Annotated in this window: 17 protein-coding genes; 4 read left to right on the plus strand and 13 right to left on the minus strand. The window is 71.4% G+C overall.

Translation table 11 applies throughout. The annotated features are described in order from the left end of the window. Window positions 1–191: 191 nt before the first annotated feature. On the minus strand, window positions 192–1583 hold the full coding sequence (locus ACIGXP_RS27120; protein ID WP_399772484.1) for a diaminobutyrate--2-oxoglutarate transaminase family protein: 1392 nt from the start codon (window positions 1581–1583) through the stop codon (window positions 192–194). Window positions 1584–1957: 374 nt separating this feature from the next. Between ACIGXP_RS27120 and ACIGXP_RS27125 the strand changes: the two genes are divergently transcribed. Continuing rightward, window positions 1958–3184, plus strand: a complete 1227-nt coding sequence (locus ACIGXP_RS27125; protein ID WP_399772486.1) for a trypsin-like serine peptidase — start codon at window positions 1958–1960, stop codon at window positions 3182–3184. Between the two features lie 73 nt (window positions 3185–3257). Here ACIGXP_RS27125 and hflX read toward each other — a convergent pair whose 3' ends face one another. The 6 genes from hflX to miaA form a co-directional block, all read right to left on the minus strand. After that, window positions 3258–4748, minus strand: coding sequence for a GTPase HflX (gene hflX, locus ACIGXP_RS27130; protein WP_399772489.1), 1491 nt, complete (start codon window positions 4746–4748; stop codon window positions 3258–3260). Between the two features lie 155 nt (window positions 4749–4903). Then, the gene (locus tag ACIGXP_RS27135) at window positions 4904–6556 is read right to left on the minus strand and encodes a M1 family metallopeptidase (RefSeq protein ID WP_399772492.1); all 1653 of its coding nucleotides are present in this window, start codon (window positions 6554–6556) and stop codon (window positions 4904–4906) included. Window positions 6557–6697: 141 nt separating this feature from the next. Then, on the minus strand, window positions 6698–8986 hold the full coding sequence (locus tag ACIGXP_RS27140; RefSeq protein ID WP_399772494.1) for a RelA/SpoT family protein: 2289 nt from the start codon (window positions 8984–8986) through the stop codon (window positions 6698–6700). Between the two features lie 284 nt (window positions 8987–9270). Next, window positions 9271–10140 carry a diaminopimelate epimerase gene (gene dapF, locus ACIGXP_RS27145; protein WP_399772496.1) on the minus strand — a complete coding sequence of 290 codons (870 nt, stop codon included), beginning with the start codon at window positions 10138–10140 and terminating at the stop codon, window positions 9271–9273. 173 nt (window positions 10141–10313) lie between these two features. Further along, window positions 10314–10847, minus strand: a complete 534-nt coding sequence (locus ACIGXP_RS27150) for a hypothetical protein (RefSeq protein WP_399772583.1) — start codon at window positions 10845–10847, stop codon at window positions 10314–10316. A 107-nt stretch (window positions 10848–10954) separates the two neighbouring features. Beyond that, window positions 10955–11893: a tRNA (adenosine(37)-N6)-dimethylallyltransferase MiaA gene (gene miaA / locus ACIGXP_RS27155; RefSeq protein ID WP_399772499.1), complete on the minus strand. Its 939-nt coding sequence runs from the start codon at window positions 11891–11893 to the stop codon at window positions 10955–10957. Between the two features lie 182 nt (window positions 11894–12075). Here miaA and ACIGXP_RS27160 point away from each other — a divergent pair, with 182 nt between their 5' ends. Both ACIGXP_RS27160 and ACIGXP_RS27165 read left to right on the plus strand, forming a co-directional pair. Continuing rightward, window positions 12076–12369 carry a hypothetical protein gene (locus ACIGXP_RS27160; RefSeq protein ID WP_363218034.1) on the plus strand — a complete coding sequence of 98 codons (294 nt, stop codon included), beginning with the start codon at window positions 12076–12078 and terminating at the stop codon, window positions 12367–12369. Between the two features lie 23 nt (window positions 12370–12392). After that, on the plus strand, window positions 12393–12677 hold the full coding sequence (locus ACIGXP_RS27165; protein ID WP_363218033.1) for an antitoxin: 285 nt from the start codon (window positions 12393–12395) through the stop codon (window positions 12675–12677). 174 nt (window positions 12678–12851) lie between these two features. Here ACIGXP_RS27165 and ACIGXP_RS27170 read toward each other — a convergent pair whose 3' ends face one another. The 6 genes from ACIGXP_RS27170 to ACIGXP_RS27195 form a co-directional block, all read right to left on the minus strand. Further along, a complete protein-coding gene (locus ACIGXP_RS27170) occupies window positions 12852–13565 on the minus strand; it encodes a class III extradiol dioxygenase subunit B-like domain-containing protein (RefSeq protein ID WP_399772504.1) in 714 nt (237 codons plus the stop codon). A gap of 65 nt (window positions 13566–13630) precedes the next feature. Continuing rightward, window positions 13631–13918 (minus strand): hypothetical protein, encoded by a 288-nt coding sequence (locus ACIGXP_RS27175; protein WP_363218031.1) that lies wholly within the window; start codon window positions 13916–13918, stop codon window positions 13631–13633. 60 nt (window positions 13919–13978) lie between these two features. After that, complete coding sequence (miaB, locus tag ACIGXP_RS27180) at window positions 13979–15508, minus strand: tRNA (N6-isopentenyl adenosine(37)-C2)-methylthiotransferase MiaB (protein WP_363218030.1); 1530 nt, start codon at window positions 15506–15508, stop codon at window positions 13979–13981. Between the two features lie 514 nt (window positions 15509–16022). Next, the gene (locus ACIGXP_RS27185; protein WP_399772509.1) at window positions 16023–17591 is read right to left on the minus strand and encodes a multicopper oxidase family protein; all 1569 of its coding nucleotides are present in this window, start codon (window positions 17589–17591) and stop codon (window positions 16023–16025) included. Continuing rightward, window positions 17588–18049, minus strand: coding sequence for a hypothetical protein (locus ACIGXP_RS27190; RefSeq protein ID WP_399772511.1), 462 nt, complete (start codon window positions 18047–18049; stop codon window positions 17588–17590). The genes ACIGXP_RS27185 and ACIGXP_RS27190 overlap by 4 nt, the downstream gene beginning before the upstream one ends. Next, window positions 18042–18398, minus strand: a complete 357-nt coding sequence (locus tag ACIGXP_RS27195; protein ID WP_363218027.1) for a darcynin family protein — start codon at window positions 18396–18398, stop codon at window positions 18042–18044. Before ACIGXP_RS27195 ends, ACIGXP_RS27190 begins: the two co-directional genes overlap by 8 nt. Window positions 18399–18536: 138 nt before the next feature. Here ACIGXP_RS27195 and ACIGXP_RS27200 point away from each other — a divergent pair, with 138 nt between their 5' ends. Next, entirely contained in the window at window positions 18537–19280 is a 744-nt protein-coding gene (locus tag ACIGXP_RS27200; RefSeq protein ID WP_399772515.1) for a TetR/AcrR family transcriptional regulator, read from the plus strand. Window positions 19281–19298: the final 18 nt, after the last annotated feature.

The following is a 19298-nucleotide window of genomic DNA, read 5'->3' on the forward strand; positions in this document are numbered from 1 at the left end:
GACCGGGCGGTGCGGGGCTTGAGTTGGCGGTGTCGGCACTGAGAGCGGGGTGACCGAGGGGGCTGTGGATGTGTCAGGGAAGGCCGCTTTCGACCTGAACCTCTTTGGCTGCGGAGGGAGTCGGAGGGAGGAAGGGAACGGTTTCCGAGGCTGCGGCCGGCTCGGCGACGGAGGCGGTGCCGGTGCGGCTCTCAGCCTGCGCGGTGAGTGCGGGCCACCGCTGCCACCGCGTCCGTGAGGCGGTCCAGTACGGCTGCCGCCTGTTCGTCGCTGATCGTGAGCGGCGGAAGCAGCCGGACCACGGCCGAGTGACGGCCGCCCAGTTCGACGATCAGTCCTCGCTGGAGGCACTCCCGCTGGACGGCCGCGGCGAGTTCGGGCGCGGCCCGAGGCGGGGTGCGGGTGGGCTCCGGACCGGTGGGCAGGGGACGGTGGTCGTCGGGCTCGGCGCCGATGCCTTCCGGGTCGACCATTTCGACCCCGATCATCAGTCCACGCCCCCGCACCTCCCCCACGCACGCGAACGTGCCGGCGAGTTCTGCGAGTTGCGCCAGCATGCGGGAGCCGAGGGTGGCGGCTCGTTCGGCGAGGCCGTTCTCCCGGACATGGGTGAGCGTCGCGGTGCCCGCGGCCATGGCGAGTTGGTTGCCCCGGAAGGTTCCCGCGTGGGCGCCGGGCGGCCAGACGTCCAGATCGTCGCGGTAGACGATCACGGCCAGCGGGAGGCTGCCGCCGATGGCCTTGGACAGGACCATGACGTCGGGGCTGATGCCGCTGTGGTCGACGGCCCAGAAGGCGCCGGTCCTGCCGACGCCGGTCTGGATCTCGTCGGCGATCAGCGGGATGGACCGGTCGGCCGTGAGCTGCCGCATGCGGCGCAGCCAGTCGTCCGGCCCGGGAATCACCCCGCCTTCGCCCTGGACGGGTTCGAGGATCATCCCGGCCGGCAGGGGCACGCCTGACTTGGGGTCGTCGAGGAGGGACTCGGTCCAGCGGGCGGCGAGTTCGGCGCCGCGCGGTCCGCCGACACCGAAGGGGCAGCGGTAGTCCTGCGGATAGGGCAGACGGGCGACCTGGATGTCACGGGCCCCGCCGGAGGCGGCCAGGGCACCGGCGGTCATGCCGTGGTAGGCGCCGGTGAAGGCGAGGATGCCGGCGCGGCCGGTCGCGGCCCGGACCAGTTTGAGGGCGGCCTCCACGGCATCGGTACCGGCCGGTCCGCAGAACTGGACACGGGCACGGTCGGCGAGGCCGGACGGGAGGGTGCGGAACAGTTCGGTGATGAAGGCGTCCTTGACGGGGGTCGCCAGATCGAGGACGGAGAGCGGGGCGCCGGAGTCGAGGACCCTGCGGATGGCTTCCAGCACGACCGGATGGTTGTGGCCGAGGGCGAGCGTGCCGGCGCCGGAGAGGCAGTCCAGATAGCGGCGGCCGTCGGCGCCCTCGATGGTGAGCCCGCGCGCCCGGACCGGCACGATGGGCAGGGCCCGGGCGTAGGTGCGGGCCGAGGACTCGCGCGCCGACTGGCGTCTGAGGATCCCCTCGTGCACGGCACGCGCTTCCCCGTGCAAGCCTCCAGCCATCGACTCCGTTACGGCCACGGCGCGCTGTCCTCCCCGCTGTTCACAGGCGTGTTGATCCGCGGGGACCGGGTGCAGGCAGCTGGCCCCCCACCGCTACAACCCCGGACCGTTCGACGGGTTACGGGTTCTCTCAAGATCGTCCATGGGGCGTTGCGGGCGAGTGGACGTCAAATCGGTAGATCTCCGGATGATTGGCCAGGTCAGACGGCTTGTAGCCGAACCGTTGCCGTTCCGTCGGAACTCCCCCACAGCGAGCGCATAGTGTGTGATGCCGTTCCCAGACGGTCGTGAGACCGGCGTGAACTCCCCACGAGTTCGCGGCGGGTGTCGCGTCCGCAGCGCCATATACCTTCATCACAGGGGGAGTCACAAGCATGCGATCCATACGGCCGTCGTTCACCGTTCGGCGAGGGAGGGGCCCCCGCCGTACCTCCCCCGCAGTGGCGGCGGTCGCCCTCGCCTCGGCGCTGGCCCTGACCGCCACCGCCTGCAACGGCGACGACGACAACGCCGGCGGCAGTCCGACCCCCTCCGTGACCGCGGCCGGCACCGGCGACGGAAAGATCAGGATCCCGGACGACCTCAGGAAGAGGCTCAAGGAGCACGGGATCGACATCGACAAGTGGAAGAACGGCGACTGGAAGAACTGGAACAAGCAGGACTGGCTGCGCGAGGCCAACGATTTCATCAACCCGATCATCAAGGGCCTGTGGGACCCGGACCGGATGCGCCACGCCAACGACCCCAACAAGGGGGTCGACGACAACGACATCTCCGGTGACCAGGGCGTGACGGACCCGACCCCGCAGCCCGTGAAGGCCAAGGCGGTGGCGCCGCCGTACCACACCAACGCGGCCACCTCCGGCAAGGTGTTCTTCGACTCCCCCGAGGGTCACATGGTGTGCTCGGGAACGGTCGTGGAGGACCCCGCACACCCGGGCAAGTCGAATCTCGTCTGGACGGCGGGTCACTGTGTGCACGCCGGCAAGAGCGGCGGCTGGTACCGCAACATGGCCTTCGTGCCGTCGTACAACAACTCCGGCAAGTCGGCCGCTCAGCTGCAGCACGCCAGCAGGTCGGAGGTCGCCCCGTACGGCGTCTGGTGGGCCGACGCGGCGAAGACCTCGCAGCAGTGGATCGACCAGGGCGGCGCGACCGGCGGCAACGGTGCCTCCTACGACTACGCGGTGATCCACGTGACGCCGGAGCAGGGCAACAGCGGCAGGTCGCTGGAGGAGACGGTCGGCGGGGCTCTGCCGGTCAACTTCAACGCTCCGGCGGTGCCGAAGGTGAAGAGCATCACCGCGTCGGGCTACCCGGAGGCGGCTCCGTTCGACGGTCAGCTGCTCTACCAGTGCACGGACAAGCCGGGCCGGCTGTCCCTCGCCCAGGCGGACCCGACGATGTACCGGATCGGCTGCACGATGACCGCGGGCTCCTCCGGAGGCGGCTGGGTGGAGACCGGCTCCGACGGCAAGCCGGCGCTGGTGTCCAACACCTCGATCGGCCCGGTGACTTCGGGCTGGCTGGCCGGGCCGCGGCTGGGGCCCGTGGCCAAGGGTGTGTATGAGTCGGTGAGCAAGAAGTTCGCCGGGCAGTAAGGACCCGCGCCCCTTCCGGCACGCACGAAGGCCCGCCCCCTCGAAAGGGGGCGGGCCTTCCGCATGAGCGTGGTCAGGCCGCCGAGACCGCAGCGTACGGCGCCAGGTCCGCCGCCAGCTCCTCGTGGACCCGGACCTTGAGCAGGGTGCCCTCCGCGGTGTGCTCCTCGGAGATCACCTCGCCCTCGGTGTGGGCGCGGGCGACGAGCTTGCCGTGCGTGTAGGGCACGAGCGCCTCGATCTCGACCGACGGGCGGGGCAGGTCGTTGTCGATCAGGGCGAGCAGCTCGTCGAGGCCCTGGCCGGTGCGGGCCGAGACGGCGATCGAGCGCTTCTCGACCCGGAGCAGCCGCTGCAGGACCAGCGGGTCGGCCGCGTCCGCCTTGTTGATCACGACGATCTCGGGCACGTCGGTGGCGCCGACGTCCCGGATGACCTCGCGCACGGCGGCGAGCTGCTCCTCCGGGGCCGGGTGCGAGCCGTCCACCACGTGCAGGATCAGGTCGGAGTCACCGACCTCCTCCATGGTGGAGCGGAACGCCTCGACCAGGTGGTGCGGCAGGTGCCGGACGAAGCCGACGGTGTCCGCCAGCGTGTACAGCCGGCCGCTCGGGGTCTCGGCCCGGCGGACGGTCGGGTCCAGGGTCGCGAACAGGGCGTTCTCGACCAGGACGCCGGCGCCCGTGAGGCGGTTGAGCAGGGAGGACTTGCCGGCGTTGGTGTAGCCCGCGATGGCGACCGACGGCACCTTGTTGCGCCGGCGCTCCTGGCGCTTGATCTCACGGCCGGTCTTCATCTCCGCGATCTCCCGGCGCATCTTCGCCATCTTCTCGCGGATCCGTCGCCGGTCCGTCTCGATCTTGGTCTCACCGGGACCACGCGTGGCCAGGCCGCCGCGACCGCCACCCATCTGCCGGGACAGCGACTGACCCCAGCCTCGCAGCCTCGGCAGCATGTACTGCATCTGCGCGAGCGCGACCTGCGCCTTGCCCTCTCGGGACTTGGCGTGCTGGGCGAAGATGTCCAGGATCAGGGCCGTACGGTCGATGACCTTGACCTTGACGACGTCCTCCAGCTGGATCAGCTGGCCCGGGCTCAGCTCACCGTCGCAGATGACAGTGTCCGCGCCCGTTTCGAGGACGATGTCCCGCAGCTCCTGAGCCTTGCCGGAGCCGATGTACGTGGCCGCGTCGGGCTTGTCACGGCGCTGGATGACGCCGTCGAGCACGAGCGCGCCCGCGGTCTCCGCGAGGGCCGCCAGCTCCGCGAGGGAGTTGTCGGCGTCCTGCGCGGTGCCCGTGGTCCACACCCCGACGAGCACGACCCGCTCCAGGCGGAGCTGTCGGTACTCGACCTCGGTGACGTCCTCCAGCTCGGTGGACAGGCCCGCCACACGGCGCAGCGCCGCGCGCTCCGAGCGGTCGAACTGTTCTCCGTCCCGCTCGCCGTCGATCTCGTAGCTCCAGGCGACGTCCTCTTCCATCAGGGCATCGGCCCGAAGCCCCTCGGGATAGGCGTGCGCGAGGCGCTTGGTCTCCTGGGAAGGGGAAGAAGAGGAGGTCATTGGATCCTTACGTCGATGGGATGCCGTTACGGCGTCGGTACACGGTCCTGCCGGGCCGCTGATGGGTCAACGCTCGAGTACCCCGGGAGATTCCCGTGTCCCGTCTCGCGCCGACCCGAAGATGGTCGCACGCGGCGGCACGTCCCGTCACCGTGTTATCGCCCGGCCATCGGCTTGGCCGGCCTCTGCGTCCCGACCGGCCCCGACGGCTTCCGGTGCGACTGCGGCGCCCTGGCCTGCCCCGATGCCTTCCCGTGCGCCTTCGGCGCCTTGCCCGCGCCCGACGCCTTCCGGTCCGGCTTGCCCGACTTGGCGGGGTCCGAGGCCTTCCAGTCCGCGTGGCCGGGCATCGGCGGTGTCTTCTCGCCGTACAGCCAGGCCTGGAAGAAACCGCCCAGGTCACGGCCGGAGACCGTCGACGCGAGCCGGACGAAGTCGGCGCTGGTGGCCGTGGAGTCCCGGTGCGTGCGGGCCCATTCCCGCTCCAGTCGCTCGAAGGCCGGCCGGCCGATCTCCTGCCGCAGGGCGTAGAGGACGAGCGCTGCGCCGTCGTAGATGTTGGGCCGGAAGATGCCGATCTTCTGGCCGGGGGAGGGCGGCTTGGGCAGGCCGGGCGGCCCGCCGGCCTCGCGCCAGCTGTCGGAGGCGGCGTACGCGGCCTTCATGCGGTTCGCCAGCGACCGGTGGGCGGTCTCCTCGGCGTACAACGCCTCGTACCAGGTGGCGTGCCCCTCGTTCAGCCAGACGTCGGACCAGGTGCGCGGACTGACGCTGTCCCCGAACCACTGGTGGGACAGCTCGTGCACCATGATCGACTCCTTGTACCACCGGGGCAGGGAGGACTCGGTGAAGAGGTTCTTCTCGAAGAGCGACAGGGTCTGTGTCTCCAGTTCGAAGCCGGTGGACGCCTGCGCCAGGAGCACGCCGTAGGTCTCGAACGGGTACGGGCCGACCTTGCTCTCCATCCAGGCGATCTGGCCGGGCGTCCTGGCGAGCCACGGTTCGAGGGCCTTGGCGTCGGCGCTGGGCACGACGTCACGGACCGGCAGCCCGTGCGGTCCCTCGCGGTGCAGTACGGCGGACCGGCCGATGGACACCTGGGCGAGTTCGGTGGCCATGGGATGACGGGTGCGGTAGATCCAGGTGGTGGTGCGCCCGGCCCGGTGCCCCCCGGCGGGCAGACCGTTGGCGACGGCGGTGTAGCCGTTCGGGGCGGTGATGCGGAAGGTGAACATCGCCTTGTCGGACGGGTGGTCGTTGCACGGGAAGACCAGGTGGGCGGCGTCGGCCTGGTTGGCCATGGCGAGGCCGTCGGAGGTACGCACCCACCCTCCGTCCTGCTCCTTGACCGCGGCCGGATCGCTGGTGTGCTTCACCGTGATCCGGGTCCAGCTGCCCTCCGCGAGCGGGTGGTCCGGGGTGACGACCAGGTCCTCGCCCGCGCTCGTGAAACTCGCCGGATGCCCGTCGACCTCGACGGACCGCACGGTGCCGTGCGCGAAGTCCAGGTTGATCCGGTCCAGGTCGGCGGTGGTCCAGGCGTCGATGGTGGTGACGGCCTGGAGCGGCTTGTCGTTGGTGCCGGGATAGGTGAACGACAGGTCGTACGACGTCACGTCGTAGCCCGGGTTGCCCAGGTACGGGTAGAGCCGGTCGCCGACGCCGAGGGGCTTGGCCGGGGCCCCGGCGGCGAGGAGACAGACGGAAACGGCGGAGGCGAGCAGGGCCGCCTTGCGGTACCGCGAGACACGCGGCTGGGTCCGGGACTGCGAGCGGGCACGGCGGCTGAAGCGGGCGGTGAGCGGCATGCACCACCGCTACCAGGGCGCTTGGGCGCTACGACGGCGACGCGCGCCCGACCCACCCGAACGGGTCCCGACCGGCGGCCTTCTGCGCACAGCACGGCGGCGCTCCGACGCGCGGTGAGCCCAGCGTCTCCGGGTGGGTCCTCAGGGTGCCGGGGCCTGGTGCTGGGCGCGGGTCACGTCGTAGACGCCAGGGACGTCCCGCATGGCGCGCATCAGGGACGGCAGGTGGGCCGCGTCGGGGAGCTGGAGGGTGTAGGTGTGCCGTACCCGCTGCTGGCTGGGCGGTTCGACGGTGGCGGAGACGATGTCGACGCCCGCCGAAGCGATCGCCTCGGTGAGGTCGGCGAGCAGATGGGGGCGGCCGAACGATTCAGCGACCAGCGTGACCCGGCACTCGGTGGTGTCTCCCCAGCGCACGCCGATCTCCGTGCGCCCCCGGCCCTTCATGTCCGTGACCGCCGCGCACTCCGTCCGGTGCACGGTCACCACTCCCCCGCGTACCGCGAAGCCGGTGATCTCGTCCGGCGGCACGGGCGTACAGCACCCGGCGAGCCGCACGGCGGCCCCCGGGCGGTCCGCGAGCACGTCGGCGCGCCGGGGGCGGGACGGAGCTCCCGTGACGGGGCCGGCGGCGGGGCGGTGCGGGGCGGCGCCGGCGGGGGCAGGGCGCGGCGGGGCGGTGACGCCGGCGGGGGCCGCCGTATGCGCGGGGCGGGGTGCGGCGGTGTCCTCGGCGGGTTCGGCGCGTTCGCCGGTCGTCCCGTCCTCTCCGGTGCCGCCCCCGGGATGCGTGGCCAGCCAGCGCTGGATGGCGATGCGGGCGGCCGGGGTGTGGGCGTGCTCCAGCCATTCGCGGGAGGGCTCGGAGGCCGGGTCCTGGCCCATGAGGAGCTGGACCGTGTCGCCGTCCCGCAGAACCGTGCTGAGGGTGGCCAGGCGACCGTTGACTCGGGCGCCGATGCAGGCGTGCGCGTCCTCGCCGTACTGGGCGTAGGCGGCATCCACGCAGGTGGCGCCCTCGGGCAGGCCGAGCGTGCCGCCGTCGGGGCGGAAGACGGTGATCTCGCGGTCCTGGGCGAGGTCCTCGCGCAGGGTGGACCAGAAGGTGTCGGGGTCGGGCGCGGCCCGCTGCCATTCGAGCAGCCGGGAGAGCCAGCCGGGGCGGGTGGGGTCGACGCGCTCGCCGTCGGCGGGGCCCTCGGATGCGGAGGCGTCGGCTGTGGGGGCGTCGGCTGCCGGGGCGTAGGGGTTGCCGAGGGCGACGACGCCGGCCTCGGCGACCTTGTGCATCTGGTGGGTGCGGATGAGGACTTCGACGACCTGGCCGTCCTGACGGGCGACGGCGGTGTGCAGCGACTGGTACAGGTTGAACTTCGGTACGGCGATGAAGTCCTTGAACTCCGAGACGACCGGCGTCATACAGGTGTGCAGTTCGCCGAGCACGCCGTAGCAGTCCGCGTCCTCTCCCACCAGCACCAGCAGACGGCCGAAGTCGCTGCCGCGCAGCTGTCCGCGCTTGCGGGCCACGCGGTGCACGGAGACGAAGTGCCGGGGGCGGATGAGGACTTCGGCCTGGAGGCCGGCCTCACGCAGCACGCCTCGCATCTCGTCGGCGACCTCGGCGAGCGGGTCGTCCGGGCGGGCGGCGTTCTCGGCGATCAGTTCCCGTGTGTGCTCGTACTCCTCGGGGTGCAGGATGGCGAAGACCAGGTCCTCCATCTCCGTCTTCAGGGCCTGCACGCCGAGGCGTTCGGCGAGCGGGATGAGGACGTCGCGGGTGACCTTGGCGATCCGCGCCTGCTTCTCGGGGCGCATCACGCCGAGGGTGCGCATGTTGTGCAGACGGTCGGCGAGTTTGATCGACATCACGCGCACGTCGCTGCCGGTGGCGACGAGCATCTTGCGGAAGGTCTCGGGCTCGGCGGCGGCCCCGTAGTCGACCTTCTCCAGTTTCGTGACGCCGTCGACGAGATAACGGACCTCCTCGCCGAACTGTTCCCGCACCTGGTCCAGCGTCACATCGGTGTCCTCGACGGTGTCGTGGAGCAGAGAGGCCGTCAAGGTCGTGGTCTCGGCGCCGAGTTCCGCAAGGATCAGGGTCACGGCGAGCGGGTGGGTGATGTACGGTTCACCGCTCTTGCGCATCTGGCCGCGGTGCGAGGACTCCGCGAGGACGTAGGCGCGGCGCAGCGGGTCGAGGTCCGCGTCGGGGTGATGGGCGCGGTGCGCCTCCACCACGTGGCCGATCGCGTCGGGCAGCTTGCCGCGGACGGCGGGGCCGAGCAGGGCGGCCCGGCCCAGTCTGCGCAGATCGAGCCGTGGCCGGGACTTCCTGCGGTCCGCCCGGGGCACCACGGGCGCGGTGGCCGCCGCGGATGCTGTGGGCGCTACCGGGCCAGGGGTCGCAGGGTTCGTGGCCTCCGCACTCATGGGCACCTCCGGCTCGTGGACCGGCGGACGGGGCCCCAGGGCGTACGCGGCTCAGGGATGGCGACGTTCCCCCGTCCGTGCCGGTGCTTGATGCTACCGAGCCCACCACGTGCGACCGACCGCCTCTCGGCGAGCGTGAAACGGATCACCCATTCGAGCGACGGAAAGGAGGTTTAGTAATTGCGCCAACCGCCCTTGGGCCGCCAGCGGTTGGGAACGTCCTCGCTCGCGGGAAACCGCTGATCCGGGAGCCGGAGGGCGTCCTGCTCGTCAATTCCGCCGGGTCAGCGAAGCGCGTTTTCCAGCCATTCGCCGTCGATCTCGCCCTCCGCGACGATCACGGCGGGTCCGGTCATCTCGACCTGGCCGTCGGGCCGCTCGGTGATGACCAGGCGGCCGCCGGGCAGATCGACGGTGTACGTGGCCGGGGTGCCGGTGACGGCCGGGTCGGCTCCGTCGCGCCGGGCGGCGGCCACGGCGACGGCGCACGCGCCCGTGCCGCACGAGCGGGTCTCGCCGGAACCGCGCTCGTGCACCCGCATGGCGACGTGGCGGGGGCCACGATCGACGACGAACTCGACGTTCACCCCGTCCGGGTAGGCGCCCGCGGGGCCGACCGGCGGCGCGTCGTACAGGGTGCCGGCGTGTGCGAGGTCCTCGACGAAGGCGACCGCGTGCGGATTGCCCATGTTCACGTTGCGCGCGGGCCAGCTGCGTTCGCCGACGCTCACGGTGACGTCACCCTCCGGCAGGCGGGCGCTGCCCATGCCGACGGTGATGTCACCGTCCTTGGCGATGTGGACGGTCTTGACGCCCGCGCGCGTGGCGATCGCGAGGTCACCCTCGCCCACATGTCCTGCGTGCTGGAGGTAGCGCGCGAATACACGGACTCCATTGCCGCACATCTCGGCGACCGAACCGTCGCCGTTGCGGTAGTCCATGAACCACTCGGCCTCGGCCGCCATCGACGTGGCCTCCGGGTGCGCGGCCGAGCGCACCACGTGCAGCACACCGTCGCCGCCGATTCCGGCCCGGCGGTCGCACAGGGCGGCGACGGCGGCCGGGCTCAGGTCGAGGGCGTTCTCCGGGTCCGGGACGATCACGAAGTCGTTCTCGGTGCCGTGACCCTTGAGGAAGGCGATCCGCGTGCTCATTCCTCGATCCTACGGGAGCGCTCCGCTCGGGTCGGCCGACGGAGGCAGGGGGCGGTGCCGGGTCGGCCGACGGAGACGAGGGGTGGTGCGGGACTGCGCACGACTGCGGGCCGCCGGGGGTTGCTCGCGCAGTTCCCCCACGCCCCTACGGGGCGTGTCGGCTCGCGGTGTGTTCAGCGCAACCGTGCCACGCGCCACATGGCGAGGATCACGACTACGGCCACCAGCAGGACATATCCGAGTACGACCCGCCAGTCGGGGCGGCGGCCCGAGCCGCGTGCCGGCAGCCCCGGCCAGGTGTAGCCCACGCGGCGGGCGGCCATCATGCCCCAGCCGGCGGCGCAGGAGCAGATCAGCAGGCCGAGCATGGCGATGACGGCGCCGCTGTCGCCGAAGTCGAAGGCGAGCGGGAAGGCGAACATCAGGGAGCCGACCGCGGACAGACCCACGATGGGGGCGAGCTGCCAGAGGCGCAGCCGGCGCTGCGGGCGCAGCTCGACCTCGACCTCCGGACCGCCCGGGTACATCTCCTCGGGCTCCGGCCCGTCGTCGGTCACCCCGTCCGGCGTCTCGTCGGGGCCGTCGTCCGTCAGCCGGGCTTCGGCAAGGGCGTCCTCGGCGAGCCGGCCCTCGGCCGGGCCCGGTTCGTCACCCTTGGTGGTGACGTGCTCGGTACTTTGTGCGGTGTCGCGAGGGCCGGCCTCCATCGCCACGCGCCCTCCCAACTAGGCTCCACTTGGTCGATCGAAGCTCGATGATGGCACGGCCTCGAAGGCCGCGATGACCGGCGACGCATCCCGATGCCATGACGTGATCAGGCTGTAACCGGTCGTTCGACCAACGCCAGGGCCTGCTGCGGAAGTTCCCCGCGATCCGCCACGGCCCCACTCAACCAGTGCACCCGCGGATCGCGCCTGAACCACGAATCCTGACGGCGCGCGAAGCGCTTGGTCGCACGGACGGTCTCGGCCCGCGCTTCCGCTTCGGTGCACTCCCCCGCGAGCGCCGCGAGCACCTGCTGGTAACCCAGCGCGCGCGACGCCGTGCGCCCCTCGCGCAGCCCCTGCGCCTCCAGTGCACGCACCTCGTCCACGAGGCCCGCCTCCCACATCCGGTCGACGCGGCGCGCAATGCGCTCGTCCAGTTCCGGACGAGTCACGTCGACCCCGATCTGGACGGTGTCGTAGACGGAGTCATGACCCGGCAGGTTCGCGGTGAAGGGCCGGCCGGTGATCTCGATCACCTCCAGCGCCCGGACGATACGACGGCCGTTGCTCGGCAGGATCGCGCGCGCGGCCTCCGGATCGGCGGCGGCCAGGCGGGCGTGCAGCGCGCCCGAGCCGCGCAGGGCCAGCTCCTCCTCCAGGCGCGCCCTGACTTCGGGGTCGGTGCCGGGGAACTCCAGATTGTCCACGGCCCCACGGACGTACAGGCCGGAGCCGCCGACCAGGATCGGCCAGCGGCCGTCGGCGAGCAGTGCGTCGATCCGGGCGCGGGCCAGCTTCTGGTACTCGGCGACGGAGGCGGTGACCGTCACGTCCCAGATGTCCAGCAGGTGGTGCGGGATGCCGCCGCGCTCCTGCGGCGTCAGCTTGGCGGTGCCGATGTCCATCCCTCGGTACAGCTGCATGGAGTCGGCGTTGACGACCTCCCCACCGAGCTGTTGTGCCAGGAAGACGCCGAGATCGGACTTTCCGGCCGCGGTGGGTCCGACGACGGCGATGACGCGGGGGCTGGGGGGTGCACTGCTCACCGCACCAGTCTCGCAAACCTCCTGGCGGTGCCTCGAACGAGTTACGTGACGGGTGGGGTCGCTGGTCGTTGCCCGTGGCGAGATACCGCCCTCGGTCCGCCGGAGGCGGTGACCCGGGCGGCGCAACCGTACGCACCGGGTAACGCGGGAATTCGCCCGCACGAGTACCGTATGGAGTGGATATGGGCGTTTTTGCACGACTCCTCGGCAGGTCGAAGGCGACTCCGGAGGCGTCGGTCGCCGAGGCGGAGGCCGGCGCGGAGTCGGCAGGGGCCGAGGCGACGGAAGCGGAGTCGGCGGAGGCGAAGGCGGCCGGTTCGGCAGAGGCGAAGGGTTCGTCCGGGGACGGGAGCGAGGACGTGGCGGCCGGATCGGACGCCGGTGCGGACGACACGTCCGACGGCTCGGGCATCCCCAAGCAGCAGTCCGCCGAGGAAGCCGCCGACAACGAGGCCGGCGAGAACGCCCGCAGGTAACCGCCCGTGAGGGAAGGTGGACCATGGGTCTGATGGACAACATGAAGGCCAAGCTCGGCCCGGCCAGGGACAAGGTGTCGGACCTCGCCCGGCAGCACGGGGACAAGGTTCAGCACGGCATCGACAAGGCCGCCAAGGTCGTGGACGAGCGGACCAAGCACAAGTACAGCGACAGGATCCAGGCGGGCACCGGCAAGGCCAAGGAGGCGATGGACCGCCTCGCGCACAAGGAGGGTCCTGGCCCGCAGACGGTCACCGGCGATCCGACCACCCCCACCCGGCCGGAGGGCCCGCCACCGGCTTCCTGAGTCTCCTGAAGGGCATGTGGGATCGGCGGACGGTCGTGGAGCACAACACCGCTCCCGGCCGTCCGCCGTTTCGCGCATGCGGCGAGGTCCCCCGCCATGTGCCGCCGCCGCGGAACCGGTGGCCACCAGGCCGGTCGGATGCCTACGACCAGCCCGCCAAGTCAGCTACCAGCGCTAGGACCAGGTCGCCACCACATAGCCCACGCCGTAGGGCGCGTCCTCGTACAGCAGGGCGCCGGTGAGGTCGGCGGCCTCGGCGGCGCCGGCCAGGATCTGCCAGGGGGCCCGGCCGGCGGCCTTCAGTTCGTGCGCCAGCTCGGCATCCAGCGCCTGGACCGCCGCCACGTCCGCCGCACCCAGCGCCCGCGCGACCTCCGCGTCGAAGGGTGCCGCCCGCTCGTCCAGGTAACCCGGCGCCTTGAGCGTGCGGCACGCGCTGGCGTCTCCCATCACCAGCAGCGCCACCCGCCCGGCCCGGGCGCCGATCTCCCTACCGGCTTCGACACACCGCTCAGGCGCGAGCGTTTCCCCCACACCGAGTCCCTCGATCGGGGCATCCGCCCACCCGGTCCGCTGCAGCAGCCACGCGGCGACGGCCAGTGACGGCGGCAGCTCGCGCTCGCCGACGGTGTCCGTCACGGGCCCGAGGCGTACGTCCAGGTCCACCCCGAATCCGCGGAAGGATCCGCGGGTGCCCTGCGGATACGATCCGCGCCCGCTCTGCTCGGCGGTCCCGACCACCACCAGGAGGTCCGGCCGGGCGGCCGCGAGCACACCGAGCGCGTCGGCGCAGGCCGAACGCGCGGCGTCCATCTCGGGTGCGGCACCCGCGGCGACCTCGGGCACGAGCAGCGGAGGGCAGGGACAGACTGCGGCGGCGACAAGCATGATCGGCAGGGTACGCGGTCACGTACCCCGACACCTTGACAGCCCGACGGCCCGACGGCCGGCGGTCAGTAGGTGATCGGGCCCGAGTCCCACTCCAGCTCGGTGAACAGGAAGTGGTAGGTGAACACACCGCCGGACGAGCCGTCCCCGGCCAGCATCCAGCCGTCACCGGTGCGATACCGGCGCATCCGCACCGGATACCGCGGATGCCTGGGCTGATACAGGCGTACCAGCTCCCCGAACCGCGCCTCGGCCTCCTCGCGCGTGCCGTCGATGGTGGCCATCAGCTCGTACTGCCTGCGGTACGGCCCCTCGCCAGGCGGTTTGTCCAGCAGCAGCGCCCATCGAGGCATCAGCTCGTCCCCGTCCCCCGTGTGCAAATTGTCGACAAGTATCCAGGCCGGCCGGGCCGGTCAGTCGCAGCCGCAGCCGGAGCCCGTGGCGACCGGCAGCGGCTCCGGTACGCCGATCTTCGGCAGGCCCAGCATGACCCCCGCCGGCTTGGCGGCCTCGGCGGCGTTGCGCTTCTCCCAGGCGTCTCCCGCGCGCGTACGGCGCACGTCGAGGACGGCGCCCTCGGCGAGGAGGTGGTGGGGGGCGGCGTACGTCACCTCGACGGTGACCACGTCACCGGGGCGGACCTCCTGCTCCGGCTTGGTGAAGTGGACGAGCCGGTTGTCGGGAGCACGGCCGGACAGCCGGTGCGTGGCGCCGTCCTTGCGGCCCTCGCCCTCGGCGACCATCAGCTCCAGTGTGCGGCCGACCTGCTTCTTGTTCTCCTCCCAGGAGATCTCCTCCTGGAGGGCGACCAGCCGCTCGTACCGCGCCTGGACGACCTCCTTGGGGATCTGGTTCTCCATGGTCGCGGCAGGGGTGCCGGGCCGCTTGGAGTACTGGAAGGTGAAGGCCTGCGCGAACCTCGCCTCGCGGACCACGTGCAGCGTCTGCTCGAAGTCCTCCTCGGTCTCGCCGGGGAAGCCCACGATGATGTCGGTGGTGATCGCGGCGTGCGGGATTGCGGCGCGCACCTTCTCGATGATCCCGAGATAACGCTCCTGCCGGTACGAGCGGCGCATCGCCTTCAGGACCGTGTCCGAACCGGACTGCAGCGGCATGTGCAGCTGCGGCATGACGTTCGGCGTCTCGGCCATCGCGGCGATGACGTCGTCGGTGAAGTCGCGGGGATGCGGGGACGTGAACCGCACCCGCTCCAGCCCCTCGATGCTCCCGCAGGCCCGCAGCAGCTTGCTGAAGGCCTCGCGGTCGCCGATGTCGGAGCCGTAGGCGTTGACGTTCTGGCCGAGCAGCGTGATCTCGGAGACACCCTCGGCGACCAGCGCCTCGACCTCGGCGAGGATGTCGCCGGGGCGGCGGTCCTTCTCCTTGCCGCGCAGGGCCGGGACGATACAGAAGGTGCAGGTGTTGTTGCAGCCGACGGAGATCGACACCCAGGCCGCGTACGCGCTCTCGCGCCGGGTCGGCAGGGTGGACGGGAAGGCCTCCAGCGACTCGGCGATCTCGACCTGCGCCTCCTCCTGTACGCGGGCGCGCTCCAGCAGGACGGGCAGCTTGCCGATGTTGTGCGTGCCGAAGACGACGTCCACCCAGGGCGCCTTCTTCACGATGGTGTCGCGGTCCTTCTGCGCGAGGCAGCCGCCGACCGCGATCTGCATGCCGGGCCGCGAGGCCTTCTTCGGCGCGAGCCGGCCGAGATTGCCGTACAGCCGGTTGTCGGCGTTCTCACGGACGGCGCATGTGTTGAACACGACCACATCCGCGTCCCCGTCCGAGCCCTCGGCGGCCCGCACGTACCCGGCCTCTTCGAGCAGCCCGGCCAACCGCTCGGAGTCGTGGACGTTCATCTGGCACCCGTAGGTTCGGATTTCATAACTCTTAGATCCTTGAACGTCCACTGTCAGGCTCCGGTCGGTGCTGCTCGTCATGGGTCAAGGGTAGGCGCTGCCCGGAGATCCCTGCCCCGTGCTCCCCGGGGGCCCATGGTGACCGCGTCGACGATCCGCTTGAGGAAGTCGTGCACCACGATCCACTGGTAGTGCCACCGCACGAGCCGCCGGGCACGGTCGAAGACCTCCTCGTCGACCCCTGGCAGTGGCTTGAGTAGGCTTGATCGCGAACCATCGGGCAGCGCGCGACGCCCAGCCCCGGTGGGTGCTGGGGGGAACAGGCGAGGTCACCCTCACCCTCCAGAAGCTGCACTTCGCGATCACCGCGTTTCCCGCACACCCGCGCCTGCTCAGCCGTGGCTGGCTGCCGCCGGACTTCGAGCAACGCTGTGCCCGAGCAGGCCGCCCATGTCGTCCAGCCGCACAGCTCGCCCTGCGGGGAGGCAGCTCATGAGGGAGCAGCTCACAAGGAGCGGACCTTGACGGCGATCACCGCCCGGTGCGAGCTGTTTCCTGAGGACCGGTGCCCCGAGCCCGGCGCTCGGCGTACGGCCTACACCACCTCGTAGTTGGCCATCATCGCCATGTCCTCGTGCTCCAGGTTGTGGCAGTGCAGCATGTACCGGCCGCGGTAGCCGCGGAAGCGGACCAGCACGTCCACGACCTCGTACGGCCGTACGTCCACCGTGTCCTTCCAGCCGGCATCGGTGGGCCCGGGCGCCCGGCCGCCCCGTGCAAGGACCTGGAAGTGGGCCAGGTGCAGATGCACGGGGTGGTGGAAGTCGCTGGTGAACCGCCAGCGTTCGACGGTGCCGAGGCGCGGGCGGGCCAGGATCTCAGAAGTGCTGAAGGGGCGGCCGTTGATGGTCCACGCGTCGTCGGAGCGGCGGAAGTCGAAGTGCCGGACGGCGACGGCCGACGCCGGGTGCAGGGCCGCGTACCGGGACAGGCGCGCGGGGACGTGGCTCGCGTCCTTCTCCTTGCGGGCGACGCGGAAGCGCATGATCTGGCGCATGCGGCCGTCCGCCAGGGCGTTGACCAGGGTGACGTGGCTGCCCACCGGGCAGTCGGTGAAGTCCACGACCGTGTCGAAGCGTTCGCCGGGCGCCATGGCGATGCCGTTGAGCCGCTGGGGGGCGGCCAGCAGGCCGCCGTCGCCGCCGATGTGCGTGAAGGGCAGCGTGCCGCCGTCCTCCCGGCGCAGGAGCAGGTGGTAGCGACGGGCGTTGGAGGCGTTCAGCAGACGCAGGCGGTGCCGGGTCGCGGAGATCTCCGCCTCGGGCCAGGGCGCGCCGTTGACCAGCTGTACGTCGCCGAGGACGCCGTCCATGTACGCGTCCTGGACGCCGGGCGCGCCGGTACAGGTGAGCGAGTGGCCGGGGTAGCGGAAGGAGCCGTCCTCCTCGAAGGAGCGGTCGCAGATCATGAGCGGGATGTCCCGCTCGCCGCCGGGCAGCGGCAGGGCGTCCTCCTCCTGGTCATGGACGAGGAACATGCCGGCCAGACCGCGCCAGACCTGCGGTGCGCTGAAGTCCATCCGGTGGTCGTGGTACCAGAGCGTCGCGGCCCGCTGGTCCATCGGGTACGTGTACGTCTTGTAGCCCTCCGAGACCGTCCAGTCGGACGCGGGGGCGTGCATGCCTCCCGTTCCGTGGCCCTCGGTTTTGAACTCGGCGCCGCACCGGGCGGGTACGACCACATCGGTCGGATAGCCGTCGGAGTGCGGCGGGGTGACGCCCCCGTGCAGGTGCAGGGAGGTCGGCACGGACAGCTTGTTGAGGACCCGCACCTCCATCCGGCGCCCCGAGCGGGCGGTGAAGGTGGGGCCGGGGAAGACGCCGTCGTAGCCCCAGACGGTCGTCCTCAGACCGGGGATGATCTCCACGGCCGACGCGCGCTGCGTGATGTCGTAGTACTCCGCGCCGCTCTCGGTGCGGGACGGACGGGCGCGCGGCGGCACGGGCAGCGGCACCGCGAACTGCCGGGGCAGCCGGATCCTGCTGGTCAGGACGGCTCCTGTGCGCTCGCCCGACCACTTCTCGTACGCCGCTGCTCCGGCCGGTACGGCCAGGCCGGCCATGGCACCGGCGCTCAGGCCCAGGATTCTCCGACGGGACGTCATCCGGCCTCCCGGCCCTGGTACGTACACGCCCAGCAGGCCAGCGCCACGCCGGTGCCGAACACGCCGAGCGCCAGCGGGACATGGCCGCCCAGCAGCCGGGCCGCGCCCAGCCACATCTGCGCCCCGACCAGCACGACCAGGCCGGCCGCGAGCGCGAAGGGCCAGGCCGGTCCCCGCGTCGCGCGCCACACCAGCAGAGCGGCCACGGCCTCGACGAGCGCGATGACGGCGACCAGCTGGGCGTTGGCCGCGTGCAGGTCGAGGAAGCGCACATCACCGGTGATGAACAAGCCGGCCAGGGCCGCCTGGAACAGGGTGTCGAAGAGAAACAGCAGCGAGGTGACCCGCAGCAGGGTGAGTGGCCAGGTGCGGGACCGCTCCGCGGCTCTGCCGGATTGCGGCTCCTCCTCCGTCGGGCGCGGACGGGGAACTGCAGCCTCTGTGGACGTGTCAGTCACGCGCCACCTCGCCGCCCCCGACGCGGGCCTGGGCCTCGAACGCCCGGAACCCGGCCTCGATGCCCATGAAGATGTCGTTCATGACGAGGTAGCCCTGCGCGATCAGCGGCGAGTCGCGCAGCTCCTCGATGAGGAAGTAGTACGCCTTGAGGTCTTCCGTCTCCAGCACGGCGAAGTCGGAGAAGGCGGTGGTGAACGCCTCCGCGTCGAAGAAGCGGGCCGAGACGCGGTCGGCGTACCTGGCGAACACCGGTTGGATGTGGGCCGCCGCCATCGCGTTCCGCTCATCGCGGGAGAGCGCCAGCCAGGCCGGGGTGAAGGTGTAGGTCAGGATGATCGTCGTCTTCACGACAGAGGTCCCCCGTTTTCACAAAGCAGCGTAAGCAGTGTAAACGCCGTTAGCTTACCCCGTTTACTGCGGTGACAGGCGTTAACCTGACCAGGCGCGGGCCGGTCGGCGGAGCCGCGTCGGGTCAGGAGGCACAGCGTGGGCAGCGAGACCGCTTCGGCGTCGGCGCGACGGGCTCGGCAACGCGAAGAAGTGCGCGAGCGCCGGCGCGCCGAGACGAAGTCCGAGATCCTGCGGCATGCCCGCCGGCTGCTGGTGGACGAGGGCCCGGCCGCCGTCTCCCTGCGTGCCATCGCGCGCGAGATGGGGATGACCGCTCCGGGGCTGTACCGCTACTTCGCCGACCACCGTGAGCTGGTCCAAGCCCTCACGGCCGCCCTGTACGACGAGCTGGCCACCGCCCTGGAACACGCCCGCGACCAGGCACCCGAGCAGTCCCCGCGGGGCCGCTTCACCGCCGCCGCCCGGACACTCCGGGCCTGGGCACTGGGCCACCGGCCGGAGTTCACCCTCGTCTTCAGCAAGCCGATGCCCGACGCCGACTGCGCACCGGGCGACCCGTGCCATACCGCCGGCTGGCGCTTCGGCGGCGTCTTCCTCGACCTGATGCTGGAGTTCTGGCGGGCCGGCACGCTCCCGCTTCCGCAGGCCGGCACCCTCGACCCGGACTGGCTCCGCCAGCTGGCGGAGATGAGGGAGCACATCGAGCCCGAGCAGCCGCCCCTGGAAGCGCTGTACGTCTTCGTCCTCGCCTGGTCCCGCCTGTACGGCATGGTGTCCATGGAAGTGTTCGGACACCTGGACTTCGCCCTGACCGACCCCGAGCCCCTGTTCGAGCACAGTCTCCGCGACATCGTGGAGCTGCTCGAAGCCAGGCACTGACAACCGCCTCAGGCTCCG

The sequence above is a fragment of the Streptomyces sp. NPDC053069 genome, from assembly GCF_044546895.1.
In the GTDB taxonomy this organism is placed as follows: domain Bacteria; phylum Actinomycetota; class Actinomycetes; order Streptomycetales; family Streptomycetaceae; genus Streptomyces.